The sequence below is a fragment of the Bradyrhizobium sp. genome, assembly GCF_016213215.1.
Taxonomy (GTDB): domain Bacteria; phylum Pseudomonadota; class Alphaproteobacteria; order Rhizobiales; family Xanthobacteraceae; genus Bradyrhizobium.
Genome location: NZ_JACRAW010000019.1, coordinates 1 through 17,575 on the forward strand (window position 1 = coordinate 1; position 17,575 = coordinate 17,575).

Genomic DNA, 17,575 nt, shown 5'->3' on the forward strand with positions numbered 1-17,575 from the left:
AGCTCGGCGGCTCGCTCGACATGCGGATCAAGCAGGAGACCGCCAACATCACCGACGAGGCCGAGAAGGCGGCGAGGATCGAACAGATCACGGCCGACGTCGAGCGTTTCCGCGATCTCGTGCTGAACGCCGAGGAGAGCGTCGAGATCGAGCCGGCCAAGGGCAGCAAGCCGGCCAAGACGATCAAGAAGCCCGGCGGCCTCTATATCATCGGCTCCGAGCGGCATGAATCCCGCCGCATCGACAACCAGCTGCGCGGCCGCTCCGGCCGTCAGGGCGATCCCGGCCGTTCCAAGTTCTTCCTGTCGCTGGAAGACGACCTGATGCGGATCTTCGGTTCCGATCGCCTCGATTCCATGCTGACGCGGCTCGGCCTCAAGGAGGGCGAAGCCATCATCCATCCCTGGATCAACAAGGCGCTGGAAAAGGCGCAGCAGAAGGTCGAGGCGCGCAACTTCGACATCCGCAAGAACCTGCTGAAATTCGACAACGTCCAGAACGACCAGCGCAAGGTCATCTTCGACCAGCGCGTCGACCTCATGAAGGACGAAAGCGTCGCCGAGACCGTGGCCGACATGCGCCACGCCTTCATCGAGGACCTCGTCGCCAAGCACGTGCCCGAGCACGCCTATGCCGAGCAGTGGGACGTCACAGGCCTCAAGGAGGAACTGAAGCGGGTGCTCGACCTCGAGCTGCCGGTCGATGAATGGGCCAAGGAAGAGGGCATCGCCGAGGAAGAACTGCTGACGCGCATCGAAACGCGCGCCGACGAGCACATGGCGGCCAAGGTCGCGCAATGGGGCCCCGAGGTCATGCGCTACGTCGAGAAGACGATCCTTTTGCAGACGCTGGATCATCTCTGGCGCGAGCACCTGATCATGCTCGACCATCTGCGCCAGGTGATTGGGCTGCGCGGCTACGGCCAGCGCGATCCGCTGCAGGAATACAAGACGGAAGCCTTCAACCTCTTCCAGGAGATGAGCGCGCACCTGCGCGAGGCGGTCGCGGCCCAGCTGATGCGGGTCGAGATCGTCCCGCCGGAAGAGCAGCGGCCCGTCCTGCCGCAGATGGAGGCGCACAAGCTCGATCCGAACACCGGGGAGGACGAGATGGCGTTCGCCAGCGCCTCCCTGGTGTCGCACGCCAATCCCGCCGAGCGCGATCCCAGGAATCCCGCGACCTGGGGCAAGGTCGGCCGCAACGAGGATTGCCCCTGCGGCTCGGGCCGCAAGTACAAGCACTGCCACGGCAAGTATGCGTGAGGCGGCGGCGTCGCGTCCTTCGATCGCGACGCTCGTTCTTGGCTTGGTGCTTGGTCGATCGCGACGTGTCCCGGCGAACGCGGACACGAACATCGCGACGCCTATCGGGAATATTGGTGATGCGCGCGTGAGGTAAGGCGCAGCCGACCGACGCTGCGGTTACTTGAACGCGGAGAAGCGGCTCTCGAACGAGTTCGCGGGCACGATCGGCGCGGCGCCGGAGAGCTGCCCTTCCTTCTTGTCAGTGGTCGCGGCGGCGTTATCGGTCACCGAAGGCTTGAGTGACGGACGCGCGGCGACCTGCCTCGTCTCCGACCTGCTCGCGGCTGCGGGCCTCGATTCCGCCGGATGCGCGGCGACAACCGTCCTTGGCGCCGGCTGGGTATCGGCTGCCTTAGGCCTCGCCGGGGCGGTTGCCGCGGCCGGCTGTGAGGTGGTGGCGGTCGTATCCGCAGAGCCCAGTCCGACCTTGCGGGCGAAGCTGCTGAAGATGCTTTCGGACTGATTGCCCTGGCTCACTGCCGCAACCCGCGTGGCCGCAGCCCGCGTGCTCGGCGGGGGTGCCGTCGACGCCGCGACCGCCGGCTGATCCGGCGTCGAGAGGTCCGGCATCTTCGGTGGGTTGACGTGAGAGGGGATCGTGCCCGGCGCACGCGACATGGCGAGCAGCGACATGCCCTCGCTGCCCTCCGACAGTCCGGTGTTGCCGTTGGGAATCCTGGAGGCGAACACCTTGTTCATGCCGCCGTCGACTCCGGTATTGAGACGCGCGACCGGCGTGCCCTTGGCGACCAGCCTGGCGTATTCCACCTCGTCCTTCTGCTGCTTCTCGCGCAGCGCCTGCGCGATGTCGTCGGGAATCACGTAGGCCGGGCACTTGGCCGAAGCATCGAACACCGGATCACGCCTGGCATCTGCCGGCTTGGCCGCGTCGAAGACGTACTTCTTCTCGCAGAAGTCGACCTTCGGCTCCTGTCGCGTCACCTCGAAATGATCGTAGCCTTCCTTGATCATCTTCCAGAAAGGCATGTTCGGGTTGTTGCGGTGCTTGGCCATGTTCAGCGGCGTCATCCGGAACGGATAGGCCTGAAGCTGGAAGGCCTTCTGGCCGCCGAAGAAGGATTCGCGCCCCAGCGAATAGATCTCCGCGATCTGCTCGTCGGTCATGGCGTAGCAGCCGCGCGAGGAGCAGTCGCCGTGCACCATCAGCTGCGAGCCGGTGCGTCCGAGCGCACGGTCGAAAGCGTTGGGATAACCCGTGTTGAAGGATAGATAGTAGGCCGACTGAGGATTCATCTGCCCGGGGTTGATGGAATAGAAGCCTTCCGGCGCCTGGCGGTCGCCCTCGCGCACCTTCGGTCCGAGGTCGCCCGACCAGCGGCAGATCGGATAGGTCTTGAGCAGCGCGAACTGGCCGGAGCGGGTCTGCTTCCAGACCTCGAGTTCGGCCTCCTGCTTGAACAGGCGGACCAGGATCGGCGACTGCAGATCCATGTCCTTCTCGTTCATCTCGGCGATGAGCTTGGGCGGAACGGGCTGGTTGGCCTTGGCATTGGTCGCGAGTGAAATGTCATCGGTATTGCAGCCGGCCAGCACAATGGCGCCGGTCAGCACGACGGAAGTCAGCAGCCCGCGCGCATGCGACCTCAAATTCAAGGCAGAGCTCCAAACCCCGTCGGGCAACTGTCGCAACCCCATTCGTTCAAGCGTGATCCAACCGAAAAGCGTCTTCGTCCGGAATCACACTCCAGCGTTATGCCCTGAAGCCATTGACTAAAATCTTACTCTTTGGGTTCCTTGCCCGCAACCGGATCACGGTTGCAGAACCGGCCCCCCAAAGGGCATGGTCAACCACTGATTAAACCGCCCCCTCTGGGCCTAATTGCGGCCGAAATCGGTGGCTGCGGCCAAAATGGCCGGTGTGACGGGTGAGCTGGCCCCGAAAGGGCCCCGTCAGCTCAGTTTCCGGCCGATTTCGAGGAATTTCGCGCGCCGCTGCTTGCGGATCGCATCTGCATCCAGGCCCGCCAGCTCCTTGAACGCGTGGGCGACCGCCTCGCCGGTGGTCGCGATCATGGCGGCCGGGTCGCGATGGGCGCCGCCGACCGGCTCCTTCAGGATGACATCGATCACCCCGAAGCGCAGCATGTCCTGGGCGGTGATCTTCATGCTGTTGGCGGCCTCCTGGGCCTTGGTGCCGTCGCGCCACAGGATGGAGGAGGCGGCCTCGGGCGAGATGACGCTGTAGATCGCGTGCTCGAGCATCAGGACCCGGTTCGCCGTGGTAATGGCGATCGCCCCGCCCGACATGCCCTCGCCGGTGATGATCGCGACATTGGGCACCCCCAGCGACAGGCAGGCGTCGGTCGAACGCGCGATCGCCTCGGCCTGGCCGCGCTCTTCGGCGCCGATGCCGGGATAGGCGCCGGCCGAATCCGCCAGCGTCAGCACCGGGATGCCGAAACGTTCGGCCATTTCCATTAGCCGCACCGCCTTGCGGTAGCCTTCCGGGCGCGCCATGCCGAAATTGTGCTTGATGCGGGATTCGGTCGAATCGCCCTTTTCCTGGCCCATCACGCAGACGCTCTCGCCGCGGAAGCGGCCGAAGCCGCCGACCAGCGCCTCGTCCTCGCCGAACTTGCGGTCCCCGGCGAGCGGGGTGAAATCGGTGATCAGGCCCCTGATGAAGTCGGAAAAATGCGGCCGCTGCGGGTGCCGGGCGACCAGCGTCTTCTGCCACGGAGTCAGGTTGGCATAGAGCTCGGCGAGCGATTGCGCCGCCTTGACCTCGATGCGCGAGATCTCTTCACCGATATCGGTACCGGCGGCCGCCAGCGTGCGCAGCTCATCGAGCTTGGAGTCGAGCTCGGCGACGGGCTTTTCGAAATCGAGGTAGCTGCGCATGGGGTCCGATATCAATTCACTGTAATGAAACTCTGCTTTCGGGCGAAGCGGATTTTCAGATCATGGCAAGAAGTTCTGCTTCTTCAATGATTTGGCGCAAATCCGGCGAGGAGGCACGCCCCTTGTGGGCAGGAGAGGGCTCTTTCTGCGGAGAAGCGACGGAAGTCAAGGCGGATGCTTTCCGGGAATGATGACGGCGTCACTTCTCCGCCAGCGGATGGAGGTCGCGGACCAGGCTCTTCAGCCGTTCTTCCACCACATGGGTGTAAATCTGGGTGGTCGAGATGTCGGTATGTCCCAGCAGGGTCTGCACGATGCGCAGGTCGGCGCCGTTATGCAGCAGATGGCTGGCAAAGGCATGTCGCAGCACATGCGGTGATACCAGCCGCGGCGGCAGGCCCGCGGCAGCCGCCAGCTCCTTCAGGTCGCGCGCGAAATGCTGCCGCGTCAGGTGCCCGCTTTCGCCGAAGGACGGAAACAGCCATTTCGAGGCCGCGGTAACGTTCTTCCTGTTCCCTTTCGCGGCGTCCATGGCCGCGAGGTAATCCGCCATCGCCTGGCGCGAAGCCTCGTTCAGCGGCACCAGCCGTTCCTTGTTGCCCTTGCCCCGCACCATGATCATCCGCGCATCGCGCTGTGCCGCCGAGCGCGGCAACGACACCAGTTCGGAGACGCGCAAGCCGGTGGCGTACAGCACTTCCAGAAGACAATAGAGCCGCAACGCCCGCAGCCGCTGCGACGGCGAGGCCTCCTGTGCCTGCGTCAGTTCCTTCGCGCGGCTGAGCATGCGGTCGACATCGGCGATCGACAGCACCTTCGGCAGCGCCCGCCCGCGCTTCGGCCCTGACAGGATCGCAGCCGGATCGTCGCTGCGGATCCGTTCGTTCAGCGCGAAGCGGAACAAATGCCGGATGGCCGACAGGCGCCGCGCGACGCTGGAGGATTTGAAGCCGCGTGTATCGAGATCGGCAAGATAATCCCGCAGGTCCTGCGTCGCGGCCCTGGCAAAGCCGCTGCCCCTCTTGCCGAGAAATTCGGAGAAATCGGTGAGGTCGCGCCGGTATGCATCCAGCGTATTGCTGCCTGCCCCTTGTTCCGCCGCGAGCATGTCGAGGAACAGGTTGGTCAGCTTCGCATCTGAGGTCTTTGACCGCATGCCGGAAGGCTAGTGCCTATCTCTTGAGAAACTTGTCTGGGGGGATGGTCACCGTCATTTCACGTGGCTTCGGATTGACGAAGTTCGCCAGTGCGAAGATTGCGCCATAGGCTACCCCGGCGATCACGGCGACGACCGTCAGGAAGCGGAACAGACTGGGCATGTTCTAAGTCTCAGGCGACGAATTAACCAATCAAATCATCCAACATGTTCGCCCTTTCGTGGCAAGAGTCTCTGGCGAGCTGATCGGCGGGGGTAGTATAGGTGGCACGGAACGCCGCATTCTGCGGCCAAAGAGCGGAGAGAATGTCCGAGACCGCCCCACAGGCGCCTGCCAGTGCTCCCCCCGAAGCCGACATCGCGGCGGCCCTGGGTGCGCGCTCGATCGTGCTTGTGGGCATGATGGGCGCCGGAAAGTCCACGATCGGTCGCCGGCTGGCCGCGCGTCTGCATCTGCCCTTTGTCGACGCCGACACCGAGATCGAAGCGGCGGCCGGCATGAAGATACCGGAGATCTTCGAGCTTCATGGCGAGCCACATTTCCGCGACGGCGAGGCTCGGGTGATCGCCCGCCTGCTGGAAGGGGGCCCTGCCGTGCTCGCCACCGGCGGCGGCTCCTTCATGCGCGAGGAGACCCGCCAGCGCATCAAGGCCAAGGCGGTCTCGATCTGGCTCAGGGCGGATGCTGAGGTCATCATGCGCCGCGTGCGCCGACGGTCCGACCGCCCGCTATTGCAGACCGCCGATCCCGAAGGAACCGTCGCGCGGCTCCTGAGCGAGCGCGAGCCGGTCTACCAGAACGCCGATCTGACCATTTCCTCGCGCGATGTGCCGCATGACAAGATCGTCGAGGAATGCATCGAGGCGCTGCGCAGCCATCTCTGCGGCACCGGTGCCGCGCAAGAGCAATCCGACGTGGTGAGTGCTTCACGATGACCGTGCCCTCCAGACATGCCGAACCGGCGATCGTCGCCGTCTCGCTCGGCGATCGCGCCTACGAGATCGTCATCGGTCGTGACGTATTGCGGTCGCTCGGCGAGCGGATCGCCGAGTTGCGTCCGGGCGCACGCACCGCGATCGTCACCGACCGCAACGTCGCAAAGTACTGGCTGGAGAAGGCCGAAGCCTCGCTCGCCGCCGCCGGCATCGCTTCCTCGCGCATCATCGTCGAGGAAGGCGAGATCTCGAAAACCTATGCGGGCCTGGAGCAGGTCAGCGAGGCGCTGATCGCCGCGAAAATCGAGCGCAACGATCTCGTGGTCGCGCTCGGCGGGGGCGTCGTCGGCGACCTTGCCGGCTTCGCCGCGGCGATCCTGCGTCGCGGCGTCGATTTCGTGCAGGTGCCGACTTCGCTGCTCGCGCTGGTCGATTCATCGGTCGGCGGCAAGACCGGTATCAACTCGCCGCAGGGCAAGAATCTGCTGGGGGCTTTCCACCAGCCGGTGCTGGTCATCGCCGACACCGCGGTCCTCGACACGCTGTCGCCCCGCCACTTCCGCGCCGGCTATGCCGAAGTCGCCAAATATGGCGTGCTCGGCGACAAATCGTTTTTCTCATGGCTCGAGAAGAATCACGGCGAGGTCTTCGCGGGTGGGGCCGCGCGCGAGCATGCCATCGCGACCTCCTGCCGTGCCAAGGCCGCGATCGTGTCGCGTGACGAGCGCGAGACGGGCGAGCGCGCCCTCCTCAATCTCGGTCACACTTTCGGCCATGCGCTGGAAGCGGCGACCGGCTTTTCCGACCGCCTGTTCCATGGCGAAGGCGTTGCGATCGGCATGGTGCTGGCGGCGGAGTTCTCCGCCGAGCTCGGCATGATCGCGGATGCGGATGCGGCGCGGATCAAGCGCCACCTTGCCGAGGTTGGCCTGCCGACCCATCTGCAGGATATCGCGGGATTTGCGCAGGAAGGTCTTGCCGATGCCGACGCGCTGATGGCGCTGATGGCGCAGGACAAGAAGGTCAAGCGCGGCAAGCTCAACCTCATTTTGCTTCGTGGGATCGGCCAGGCCACGATCGTGGAAGACGTCGATCCTGCGAGCATCCGCGCCTTCCTTCAACAGAAGTTGGCGCAATGACAGCGACGTCGTGAGGGCAGCATCTCAGGGAAAGCGTCGCCCAGAGCAGTCGCGAGGCGGACATGAATTCGATCGCTGTCAATCTGTCACTGGCTATTCTTCTGCTCGCCGCCAACGCGTTCTACGTGGCGGCCGAGTTCGCCTTGGTGAAGAGCCGCGGGTTTCGCGTCAAGGCCATGGTCGAGCAGAAGCGTTTCGGCGCGCGTTTGCTGCAAGAGATGATGAGCAATATTGAAGCTTATCTCGCGTGTTGCCAGCTCGGCATAACCATGGCATCGCTCGGCCTCGGCTGGGTCGGCGAACCGACAGCTTCGGCGTTGCTCGGTCCGGTTCTCGAACCGCTCGGGTTGTCGGAGCCCGCGTTGCACTTCACGTCCTTCCTCGCCGGTTTCCTGGTGTTCTCCTCGCTGCACATCGTCATCGGCGAGCAGGTGCCGAAGACGCTCGCGATCAGAGAGCCGGTGCCGGTCTCGCAATGGATCGCGTATCCGCTTCAGGTGTCTTACCTGGTACTCTACCCGCTCAACTGGTTGCTCAACAGCGCGTCGCGCGCGATTTTGCGACTGGTCGGCGTACAAGAATCCTCGCAGCATGAAATCCTTACCGACATCGAAATCGAAGGGCTCGTGGAGGAATCGGCCGTTCACGGCAAAATCGAAAGCGGTGAGGCCGAATACATCCATAATGTCTTTCGCTTTGGTGACTTGGCCGTGTCCGACGTCATGGTCCACCGCACCGCGATGGTGATGATCAATGCCGACCTGCCGCCCGAGGAACTGGTGCGGGAGGTGTTGGCCACCGAATACACCCGGATTCCATTGTGGCGCGAAAAGCCGGAAAACATCATCGGCGTGCTGCACGCCAAGGACCTCTTGCGCGCGCTTCGTGCCAACGAGGGCGACGCGTCGAAGATCGACGTCTCGACCATCGCGCTGCCGCCATGGTTCGTGCCGGAGATGCGGCCGTTGTCAGAACAGCTCAAGGCGTTTCGCCGCCGCAAGACCCACTTTGCGCTCGTCGTGGACGAGTACGGTGAAGTCGAAGGCATGGTGACGCTGGAGGACATCCTGGAGGAGATCGTCGGCGATATCGCCGACGAGCATGACATCGTGGTGGCCGGCGTCCGCACCCAGCCCGACGGCTCGGTCGTGGTCGATGGCTCGGTGCCGATCCGCGATCTGAACCGCGCCTTGGACTGGCATCTGCCCGACGAGGAGGCGACTACGGTGGCGGGCCTGGTCATTCACGAGGCGCGCTCCATCCCCGAACGAGGTCAGAGCTTCACCTTCCATGGCTTCCGCTTCCGCGTGCTCCGCCGCGAGCGCAACCGCATCACGGCGTTGCGCATCTCGCCCGTGGCCCGCGATGCCGACATCGAGGACGCCAAGCCGAAAAGGGCTGGAACTGCGTTCTGAGCCTCATGCTCAACCCCCACGCTGAGGAGGCGCGTAAGCGCCGTCTCCGGACGTTGCTTCGCATCGCCAGTAGAACCAGGAGCGGCCTTCATTCTTCGAGACGCGCACCATGCGCTCCGCCGGAGAAGGGTCAGACCAGTGATCCGGCGCAAGTTCTTAGAACTTTCCTAGCCTTCCCCCGGCGCCTTGGCATGGATCGCCAGTGCATGTACCGAGCCGGAGAGTTCCCCCGCCAGCGCCCCATTAATCATGCGGTGGCGCTCGACTCGGCTCTTCCCTTTGAAGGCGGGCGATACGATATAAACTCGGAAATGCGTCCCGCCGCCCGGGCGATGGCCGGCGTGACCTTCATGCAAATGTGATTCATCGATCACCTCTAGGCTTTCAGGGGTGAAAGCTTCGCGCAACCTGTTCGTGATAACGTCGGTGGTGGCCATGTGCGGCCATTAACGACGCCAATCGCCTTTCGTCAATGCCGGGAGCCGCGCTATTCGCAATGTCAAGACTTGAAGCTTTTCGCATTGCGTAGTCAAAGTCAGTCATGCCGAACGATTCATCCAAGTTCTTCGACTCCATCCGCATCAAGCCGACCAAGGCGAAGCAGGACGCGCGGGTGCGCGAGACCGCCGTCAATTGCGAATGGCCCGATTGCAAGAACAAGGGCGCTCACCGTGCTCCCAAGGGGCGCACGCGGGAGTACTGGCATTTCTGCCTGGATCACGTGCGTGAATACAACCAGGCGTACAATTACTTCTCGGGCATGAATCCGGAAGCGGTCGCGCGCTATCAGAAGGATGCGCTGACCGGCCATCGTCCGACCTGGAAGATGGGCGCCAATGTCGGTTCCAAGGGCGCGGGGGCCGATATCGACGGCGCCTTCGATCCGTTCAGCATGTTCAGCGAGATCAACGGCCGCGCGCGCTGGCGCCAGGGTCCCGAGGCCCAACCCAAGCCCGAGACGCGCAAGGTGATGAACGCCGAGCGCAAGGCGCTGCAGGTGATGGGGCTGGGCCCCGACGCCACGCTGGAACAGGTCAAGATCAAGTACAAGGCCCTGGTCAAGCAGCACCATCCCGACGCCAATGGCGGAGACCGCTCGACCGAAGACCGCCTGATCGAGATCATCAAAGCGTACAATTATCTGAAGACCGTGGTGCGGGCGGGCTGAGCCCGCTTGTCCCGGCAATACCGGGACAAAGGCTTGCGCATTCCTCGCGGATCAGGCGACGCCGGGCCTTGGCCCGACATAGGAAGACTCGGCCTGATCAGCCGCCGGTGCGTTACTGCTCGACCGGCTTTGAATCTCCACCAGGCTTCCCCGGATTTTCTACTCTGAAAGGCCCGCGGCACGGCGGCGTCGGCGTCAAAAACGCGCTCGTCGGCTGGAGCGAAGTCAGCCCGAACAGCGGCTACGCTTGGAAATTTTCACGACAGCAACAGGCTTGTGCCCTGGCTAGTTCCACCGGCCCGGAAGGACAGCCATTGCGAGAAAGCCCAATCCAACCAAAATGCTTGGAAGAGCCAACATCGCTGCAAGAATGGTTGCCAGGGTTTCGTGGGCTCCGGCCCGCAACGCGAAACTCCCCCCCAGCACGCCAGCGACAACAAGAAACATCAGGAGCCAGAGACCGGAATTGTCCGAAGAAACGGAGCCATCCGATAACCCGATGACAAGAAATACAAGTAGCAAAAGCGCGACGATGAGATCGACGCCCCAGGGAATCCAGAAATACATTACGCTTTCTCTTTAAACCTGTCTCATGTGGAGAGCGAAGCTTTCAGTTCGAATTCACGGGTCAAAGAAAACAAGTGCGCGTTCATCGATGGCAAATCCCGCCTTGTTCTCGACGCACCATGCCTCAAGTTCGTCTCTAAGGACAGGCCACAAATCTCGTGCCCATTCGGGCGCCTTGTTGTGCCAGGCTTGCTCTGAAGGCAGGCATGCGGACGGCTTCCCCATGTAGAATTCGATAATGAATCTGCCGCCGCCACCAGAGCACACAAGCTCTTCCTTCCATCGCGGGTTAAATGAGAAGGTACTCATGGCTTCCTCTGAGTGAAGGGGACGTGGGAATCGAGCGACAGCGCGGTGCGCCCGGGCGCGGCCGGGTGACCAACGGCTTGTGACGGCTACTGCGTCTCGCTGGTGCGCGGGCTTACAACCTCTTTGCCATGGCGGCGACGAATGATCCATATCGCAACTCCGAAGGTCAGCGCGCCTCCGAGCACGGCAAAAATCCAGAGGTGCTTGCCGACATGCTGATCATGCGGCAGGCCGGCATAGGCATGGAGGGCGGAGACCGCTGCGACCCCCGGCAGCACATGGGCCAACGCCCACAGTACGATCGCCGGAATGTTCACGGCGTAGAAGCGCGAGGGCGGCATCCCCAGCGCGCCGGCGGTCATCGGCACGAAGGCGCGGATCGGCGGTACAAAGCGCGCGAAAAACACCGCCCAAATTCCCCAGCGACGGAAAAACGCTGCGCTCTCCGCGAGCATGCGGGGGTAGGTGGTCAGCGGCCAGCTGTTCAGGATCTGCTGTTGGCTGCGGTGGCCGGCCCAAAAAGCCGAGCCGTCCCCGAGTACCGCCCCAGCGATTGCTGCCAAAAGCACTCCCTGCAGCGCCAGTTCACCGCCCGGGACGAGCGCGCTCAGCGCCAGGATGATGGTCGAACCCGGGACGACCGACCCGACCACCGGTACGGCCTCCAGCAGCGCCGCGAGGAAGAGCACGAGATAGCCGAGCCACGCGTGTGCCGCGACGAAATTGATCAGCGGGTCGAGGAAGGAGGTCACGGAATCCCTGAACTGGCTTGGCCGGAGCTGACCCAAGCATAGCAGGACAGGGGTCGAAGATACCGCTCCGGCAGCCTATCTTGACCCGCTGGTAAATTTCGGCGCCATTTGCAGGGCAGCCTTTCAAAAATGTCGTTCCTTGCCTATCTAGATGACAAGACAACGGAACTTTGATTGGGCCGCGGGCTTCTGCCAACCGTTCGTCTCTGATAGGTTCCTTACAGCACCCAGCCGCAGCCAAAGTGCCAAAACCGGTCTCGGGACGCCCCCGAACCTCGGAGGATTGATGACGACCGCCGCAATGCCCAAAATTGAGGAAGTCGCCGGCTTGCCCGACATGAAGGTGTCTGTCCGGCAAGTGTTCGGGATCGACACCGATCTCGAGGTGCCTGCCTATTCGGAAGTTGATCCGCACGTGCCGGAGGTCGACTCCGACTACCGATTCGATCGCGCCACCACGCTCGCGATCCTGGCCGGCTTTGCCAAAAACCGCCGCGTCATGGTCACGGGCTATCACGGCACCGGAAAATCGACTCACATCGAGCAAGTCGCCGCCCGCCTCAACTGGCCCTGCGTCCGCGTCAACCTCGACAGCCACATCAGCCGCATCGATCTGGTTGGCAAGGACGCCATCGTCGTGAAGGATGGCAAGCAGGTCACCGAATTCCGCGACGGCATCCTGCCCTGGGCACTGCAGCACAACGTTGCGCTGGTGTTCGACGAATACGACGCCGGCCGTCCCGACGTGATGTTCGTGATCCAGCGCGTGCTGGAAGTCTCCGGCCGCCTGACGCTGCTCGACCAGAACAAGGTGATCAAGCCGCACCCGGCGTTCCGCCTGTTTGCGACTGCCAACACGATCGGTCTCGGCGACACGTCGGGTCTCTATCACGGCACCCAGCAGATCAACCAGGGCCAGATGGACCGCTGGTCGATCGTCACCACGCTGAACTACCTCAGCCACGACGAGGAGGTGGAGATCGTGCTGGCGAAGGCGCGCCACTATCGCACGACAGAGGGGCGCGACATCGTCAACAAGATGGTGCGTCTCGCCGATCTCACCCGCAACGCGTTTGCCAATGGCGACCTGTCCACGGTGATGAGCCCGCGCACGGTCATCACCTGGGCGGAAAATTCCGAGATCTTCGGCGACATCGGCTTTGCCTTCCGCGTTACGTTCCTCAACAAGTGCGACGAGCTGGAGCGGCCACTTGTCGCCGAGTTCTATCAGCGCTGCTTCAATGCGGAATTGCCCGAATCGGCCATTAACGTAGCGCTCAGCTGACCCATGACCTCCATCACCGTCGAGCGCAGCATCGGGAAGACCAGGAAGGCGGTGCTCGACGGACTTATCGCTTACAATACCGAGCGGATGGGGAAGCAGAAGTACAAGCGCCTCGCTGTTTCACTGCGAGAGCGCGGCCGAATCGCAGGCGGGATTGTCGGGGAGGTCTGGGCCACGGTACTGTTCATCCAGTTCTTCTGGATCGACCAGAAACTTCGCGGCAAGAACTATGGAACAAAGCTGATCGGGACGATTGAGGACGAAGCAAGACGGTTTGGTGCCACGCGCTCCTATGTGGACACGATGAGTTTCCAGGCTCCGGGCTTCTATCGCGCCTGCGGGTATACAGAGTTCGGTTCGATTGAGGGCTATCCCGGCGGCGTGACCCGCCATTGGTTTGCGAAGTCGCTATGAGCATATCCAATTCCAAGTTTCGCGGGACCAAGGAAGCGCCGACCGAGCCGTTCAAGCGCGCGGTGACCGGCTGCCTGCGTGCGATCGCAAGGGCTCCGGAGCTGGAAGTTTCGTTCGCCGCCGAGCGCCCCGGTCTTGCGCCAGGCAAGGCGCGCCTGCCGGAGCCGGCCCGCAAGATGAGCAAGCGCGATGCGGCGATCGTGCGCGGCCATTCCGATTCGATCGCGCTCAAGCTCGCCTGTCACGATCCCAAGGTTCATCGCAAGCTGATGCCGGGAAATCCGCAGGCGCGCAGCGTGTTCGAGGCGGTGGAGCAGGCCCGCGTCGAGGCGATCGGGGCGCGCCGCATGTCCGGCGTCGCCAAGAACCTCGCCGCGATGCTCGATGATCATTTCCATCGCGGCAAGTTCGACGAGATCACCGACCGGGCCGATGCCCCGCTCGGGGACGCGCTCGCCATGCTGGTGCGCGAGCGCCTGACCGGGCTTGCGCCGCCGGCCGCCGCCAAGAAGATGGTCGATCTCTGGCGCCCCATCCTGGAAGGCAAGATCGGCACGCGCCTCGACCGGCTCGATCGGCTCGTCGAGGATCAGACCCGGTTCGGCGATGCCGTGCACGACTTGCTGTCGGCACTCGATCTCGGCGATGAGCGCAACGCCGAGGCGGATGAGGACTAAAACCAGGACGACAACCGCGACGGCGATAACGACCAGTCGGGCGCCGAAGGCTCGCCCGACAGCGACGCCGCGCAGGAGATGTCCGCCGACCAGGCGCAGGCGACGACGGAGGAGATGAGCGAGAGCGCTATGGAAAGCGCGCAGGCCTCCACCAGCGACACCTTCGACGACGGCGAGCTCGGCGACGACGAGACGCCGGGCGAAGCGACCAGGCCGAACAGCCGCGGCGCCAACGAACCGCGCGGGCCGGAATATCACGCCTTTGCGCCGCGCTTCGACGAGGTCATCGCGGCCGAGGATCTGTGCGATCACGACGAGCTGGAACGGTTGCGCGCCTATCTCGACAAGCAGCTTGCGCACCTGCAGGGCATCGTCGCGCGGCTCGCCAACCGCCTGCAGCGCCGGCTCATGGCGCAGCAGAACCGTGCCTGGGAGTTCGACCTCGAGGAAGGCATTCTCGACCCGGCGCGGCTGTCGCGCGTGGTGGTCGATCCCTATCACCCGCTGTCCTTCATGCGGGAGAAGGAAGCGACTTTCCGCGATACCGTAGTTACGCTGCTGCTCGACAATTCCGGTTCGATGCGCGGACGTCCGATCACCGTGGCGGCGACCTGCGCCGATATCCTGGCGCGGACGCTCGAGCGTTGCGGCGTCAAGGTGGAGATCCTCGGCTTCACCACCCGCGCCTGGAAGGGCGGCCAGTCGCGCGAAGCCTGGCTCGCTGCCGGCAAGCCGGCCAATCCGGGACGGCTCAACGACCTGCGGCACATCATCTACAAGGCGGCGGACGCGCCGTGGCGGCGTGCGCGCAAGAATCTCGGCCTGATGATGCGCGAAGGCCTGCTCAAGGAAAACATCGACGGCGAGGCGCTGGACTGGGCGCACAAGCGCCTTCTGGCCCGCGCCGAGCAGCGCAAGATCCTGATGATGATCTCCGACGGCGCGCCGGTCGACGACTCCACGCTCTCGGTCAATGCCGGCAACTATCTGGAGCGGCACCTGCGCTTCGTCATTGAGGAGATCGAAACCCGCTCGCCGGTGGAGCTCATCGCGATCGGGATCGGTCACGACGTGACGCGCTATTATCGCCGAGCGGTGACCATCGTCGACGCCGAGGAACTCGGCGGCGCAATCACCGAAAAGCTCGCCGAACTTTTCAGCGAGACCAGCGGCGCGCCCGCGGTGAGCCGGCCGCCCCGCAAACTGCATTCGTGAACCAGCCTCATTCCCGACGCCGCTTCCTTGCCTGCGCGGCGGCGGGCCTCTCCGCGGCCGCGCTGACGCGTGTCGCTCATGCCCAGCTCGCGACCCAGCCGCCGCCGAAGCTTCCCGCGGAAGACGAGCATTCCGTCACCGCACCGGTCTCGATCGATGTCAATGCGCGCCCGATCCCGTCATTCGATCCGCGCGATCGCTCGCATGTGCGCTTTGGGGCACTCGAGTACAGAAGCGGGCTTGTGCTGACTTCCTCGTATCGGGGGTTCGGCGGCCTGTCGGGGATGAGGCTGGACAAGAACGGCGAGCGCTTCATCGCCATTTCCGACAAGGGCGGCTGGTTCACCGGGCGCATCGTCTATCGCGGCCGTGAGATGGTCGGGCTCGACGACGTCGAGGCTTCGCCCATTCTCGGTCCCGACGGCCGGCCGATCACCGCGCGCGGCTGGTACGATTCCGAATCCATCGCGCTCGACGGCTCCTTCGTCTATGTCGGGCTCGAGCGCGTCAACCAGCTCCTGCGCTTCGATTTCGCCAAAGGCTTTACCCGGGCGCGCGGCGAGCTGATGACATTGCCGTCGGCCGCCAGGCGCCTTCCCAACAACAAGGGGCTGGAAGGGCTCGTCGTCGTGCCGAAAGGTTTGTCGCTCGCCGGCACGCTGATCGCATTCTCCGAGCGCGGGCTCGACCGCGACGGCAACCTGATCGCCTTTTTGATCGGCGGGCCGCGAGCGGGCCAGTTCGCTATTCGCCGCAGCGAGAATTTCGATGTCGCCGACGCCGTGCTCCTGCCCTCCGGCGAGCTGTTGATCCTGGAGCGGAAGTTTTCCTGGCTCGGCGGCGTCGCCATCCGCATTCGCTCGCTGCCGCTCAAATCGGTCGCGCCCGGCGCGATCGTCGACGGGCCAGCAATCTTCCATGCCGATCTCGGCCAGGAGATCGACAACATGGAGGGCATCGACGCACATGTGAGCGCGGATGGCGAGACCGTGCTGACGCTCGTTTCCGACGACAATTTCTCGATGCTCCAGCGGACCCTGCTGTTGCAGTTCGCGCTCGTGGACTGACTTGACCTCTTGATGGGCTTTGCCATGACAACCATCGAGTTGCATGGCGAGGCGCGGGGCTATGCCAAGGCGGCGGCTAGCAATTTCCATTGCGCCGACTAAGCTTCTTTTCTCGTCCCTGTCGCATTCATCCCCGGAACTCGCATGAGCGCCCTGTTTTCTCCGATCGAATTGCGCGGCCTGAAGCTGAAGAACCGCATCATGGTATCGCCGATGTGCCAGTACTCGGCCGTCGACGGCGTCGCTAACGACTGGCACTTCACCCACATCAATTCGCTGGCGCTGTCCGGCGCCGCGATGTTCTGCATCGAGGCCACCCATGTGGAAGCCATCGGCCGCATCACGCCCGGCTGCCTCGGGCTCTACGACGACGCCTGCGAGGCGGCGCTCCGGCCCATCATCGCTTCGGCGCGAAAGCATTCCAAATCGGCGATCGCGATGCAGCTGGCCCATGCCGGCCGCAAGGCTTCCAGTGCGCGGCCCTGGGAGGGCGGGCAGCTGATCCCGCCGGACAAGGGCGGCTGGCAACCGCAGGCGCCGAGCGCGATCCCGCACAAGGAGGACGAGCCGCCGCCGACCGCGCTCGATGCCGCGGGGCTGAGGCGCATCCGCGACGCCTTTGTCGACAGCGCCCGGCGCGCCGAACGGCTCGGGCTCGATGCGCTGGAGATCCATTCCGCCCACGGCTATCTGCTCCATCAATTTCTCTCCCCGATCGCAAACCGACGCACCGATGCCTATGGCGGCTCCCTGGCGAACCGCATGCGCTTTCCGCTCGAAGTGTTCGAGGCGGTGCGCGCCGCGTTCCCGGATCACAGGCCGGTCGGCGTCCGCGTCTCCGCGACGGACTGGGTCGAGGGCGGCTGGGACCTGGCGCAGACCATCGAATACGCCCGCGAGTTGAAAAAGCGCGGCGTCGACTGGATCGATGCCTCCTCCGGCGGCGTGTCGCCGAAACAAAGAATCGCGCTCGCGCCCGGCTACCAGGTGCCGTTCGCGGAAAGCCTCAGGCGCGAGGTCGGCGTCACCACCATCGCGGTCGGCCTGATCACAGAGGCCGCGCAGGCCGAAGAGATCGTCGCCTCCGGCAAGGCCGACATGGTCGCGCTCGCCCGCGGCATGCTCTACGATCCGCGCTGGCCCTGGCACGCGGCGGCCGAGCTTGGCGGCCATGTCGATGTCCCGCCGCAATACTGGCGCTCGCAGCCTTCGACCCACAAGGACCTGTTCGGCACCACCACTTTCGGCGCGCGCTAGCTTCCTCTGACGTCGGCCGAAACAATGCGCGGCGAACCGCGACCGCCTCGGG

The 17,575-nt window shown here is 64.1% G+C and carries 17 protein-coding genes and 1 pseudogene; 10 read left to right on the forward strand and 8 right to left on the reverse strand.

Annotated features, from left to right (window positions below):
• The coding region (locus HY852_RS04400; protein WP_291602931.1) for an SEC-C metal-binding domain-containing protein at window positions 1-1,262 on the forward strand (1,262 nt) is incomplete at its 5' end.
• A 159-nt stretch (window positions 1,263-1,421) separates the two neighbouring features.
• Here the strand turns inward: HY852_RS04400 and HY852_RS04405 are convergent.
• From HY852_RS04405 to HY852_RS04420, 4 genes are all read right to left on the reverse strand, one after another.
• Entirely contained in the window at window positions 1,422-2,918 is a 1,497-nt protein-coding gene (locus tag HY852_RS04405; RefSeq protein WP_291602932.1) for a murein L,D-transpeptidase family protein, read from the reverse strand.
• A 297-nt stretch (window positions 2,919-3,215) separates the two neighbouring features.
• The gene (locus HY852_RS04410; protein ID WP_291602997.1) at window positions 3,216-4,178 is read right to left on the reverse strand and encodes an acetyl-CoA carboxylase carboxyltransferase subunit alpha; all 963 of its coding nucleotides are present in this window, start codon (window positions 4,176-4,178) and stop codon (window positions 3,216-3,218) included.
• Between the two features lie 187 nt (window positions 4,179-4,365).
• A complete protein-coding gene (gene xerD, locus HY852_RS04415; protein WP_291602933.1) occupies window positions 4,366-5,322 on the reverse strand; it encodes a site-specific tyrosine recombinase XerD in 957 nt (318 codons plus the stop codon).
• Window positions 5,323-5,338: 16 nt separating this feature from the next.
• Window positions 5,339-5,485 carry a histidine kinase gene (locus tag HY852_RS04420; RefSeq protein ID WP_291602934.1) on the reverse strand — a complete coding sequence of 49 codons (147 nt, stop codon included), beginning with the start codon at window positions 5,483-5,485 and terminating at the stop codon, window positions 5,339-5,341.
• A 143-nt stretch (window positions 5,486-5,628) separates the two neighbouring features.
• On the opposite strand from HY852_RS04420, the gene HY852_RS04425 reads away from it, so the two are divergent.
• The 3 genes from HY852_RS04425 to HY852_RS04435 all read left to right on the forward strand — a co-directional run bounded on the left by HY852_RS04425 (window position 5,629) and on the right by HY852_RS04435 (window position 8,812).
• Window positions 5,629-6,258, forward strand: a complete 630-nt coding sequence (locus HY852_RS04425; RefSeq protein ID WP_291602935.1) for a shikimate kinase — start codon at window positions 5,629-5,631, stop codon at window positions 6,256-6,258.
• Complete coding sequence (gene aroB / locus HY852_RS04430) at window positions 6,255-7,397, forward strand: 3-dehydroquinate synthase (RefSeq protein WP_291602936.1); 1,143 nt, start codon at window positions 6,255-6,257, stop codon at window positions 7,395-7,397. Before HY852_RS04425 ends, aroB begins: the two co-directional genes overlap by 4 nt.
• A gap of 62 nt (window positions 7,398-7,459) precedes the next feature.
• The gene (locus tag HY852_RS04435; protein ID WP_291602938.1) at window positions 7,460-8,812 is read left to right on the forward strand and encodes a hemolysin family protein; all 1,353 of its coding nucleotides are present in this window, start codon (window positions 7,460-7,462) and stop codon (window positions 8,810-8,812) included.
• Between the two features lie 167 nt (window positions 8,813-8,979).
• Here the strand turns inward: HY852_RS04435 and HY852_RS04440 are convergent, their stop codons facing one another.
• Window positions 8,980-9,249 (reverse strand): BolA family transcriptional regulator, encoded by a 270-nt coding sequence (locus HY852_RS04440; RefSeq protein WP_291602939.1) that lies wholly within the window; start codon window positions 9,247-9,249, stop codon window positions 8,980-8,982.
• A 104-nt stretch (window positions 9,250-9,353) separates the two neighbouring features.
• Between HY852_RS04440 and HY852_RS04445 the strand changes: the two genes are divergently transcribed.
• Window positions 9,354-9,980 carry a DnaJ domain-containing protein gene (locus tag HY852_RS04445; RefSeq protein ID WP_291602940.1) on the forward strand — a complete coding sequence of 209 codons (627 nt, stop codon included), beginning with the start codon at window positions 9,354-9,356 and terminating at the stop codon, window positions 9,978-9,980.
• A gap of 285 nt (window positions 9,981-10,265) precedes the next feature.
• Here HY852_RS04445 and HY852_RS04450 read toward each other — a convergent pair whose 3' ends face one another.
• The 3 genes from HY852_RS04450 to HY852_RS04460 form a co-directional block, all read right to left on the reverse strand.
• A complete protein-coding gene (locus HY852_RS04450; RefSeq protein WP_291602941.1) occupies window positions 10,266-10,547 on the reverse strand; it encodes a hypothetical protein in 282 nt (93 codons plus the stop codon).
• Window positions 10,548-10,601: 54 nt separating this feature from the next.
• The gene (locus tag HY852_RS04455; RefSeq protein ID WP_291602942.1) at window positions 10,602-10,856 is read right to left on the reverse strand and encodes a hypothetical protein; all 255 of its coding nucleotides are present in this window, start codon (window positions 10,854-10,856) and stop codon (window positions 10,602-10,604) included.
• An 86-nt stretch (window positions 10,857-10,942) separates the two neighbouring features.
• Complete coding sequence (locus tag HY852_RS04460) at window positions 10,943-11,608, reverse strand: DedA family protein (RefSeq protein WP_291602943.1); 666 nt, start codon at window positions 11,606-11,608, stop codon at window positions 10,943-10,945.
• Between the two features lie 286 nt (window positions 11,609-11,894).
• Here HY852_RS04460 and cobS point away from each other — a divergent pair, with 286 nt between their 5' ends.
• The 5 genes and pseudogenes from cobS (at window position 11,895) to HY852_RS04485 (ending at window position 17,523) form a co-directional block, all read left to right on the forward strand.
• Window positions 11,895-12,893: a cobaltochelatase subunit CobS gene (cobS, locus tag HY852_RS04465; RefSeq protein WP_291602944.1), complete on the forward strand. Its 999-nt coding sequence runs from the start codon at window positions 11,895-11,897 to the stop codon at window positions 12,891-12,893.
• Window positions 12,894-12,896: 3 nt separating this feature from the next.
• Window positions 12,897-13,307, forward strand: coding sequence for a GNAT family N-acetyltransferase (locus HY852_RS04470; protein ID WP_291602945.1), 411 nt, complete (start codon window positions 12,897-12,899; stop codon window positions 13,305-13,307).
• A pseudogene (gene cobT / locus HY852_RS04475) lies at window positions 13,304-15,199 on the forward strand (cobaltochelatase subunit CobT). Before HY852_RS04470 ends, cobT begins: the two are co-directional and overlap by 4 nt.
• Window positions 15,196-16,266, forward strand: a complete 1,071-nt coding sequence (locus tag HY852_RS04480) for an esterase-like activity of phytase family protein (RefSeq protein WP_291602946.1) — start codon at window positions 15,196-15,198, stop codon at window positions 16,264-16,266. Before cobT ends, HY852_RS04480 begins: the two are co-directional and overlap by 4 nt.
• A 144-nt stretch (window positions 16,267-16,410) precedes the next feature.
• Complete coding sequence (locus HY852_RS04485) at window positions 16,411-17,523, forward strand: NADH:flavin oxidoreductase/NADH oxidase (protein ID WP_291602947.1); 1,113 nt, start codon at window positions 16,411-16,413, stop codon at window positions 17,521-17,523.
• Window positions 17,524-17,575: the final 52 nt, after the last annotated feature.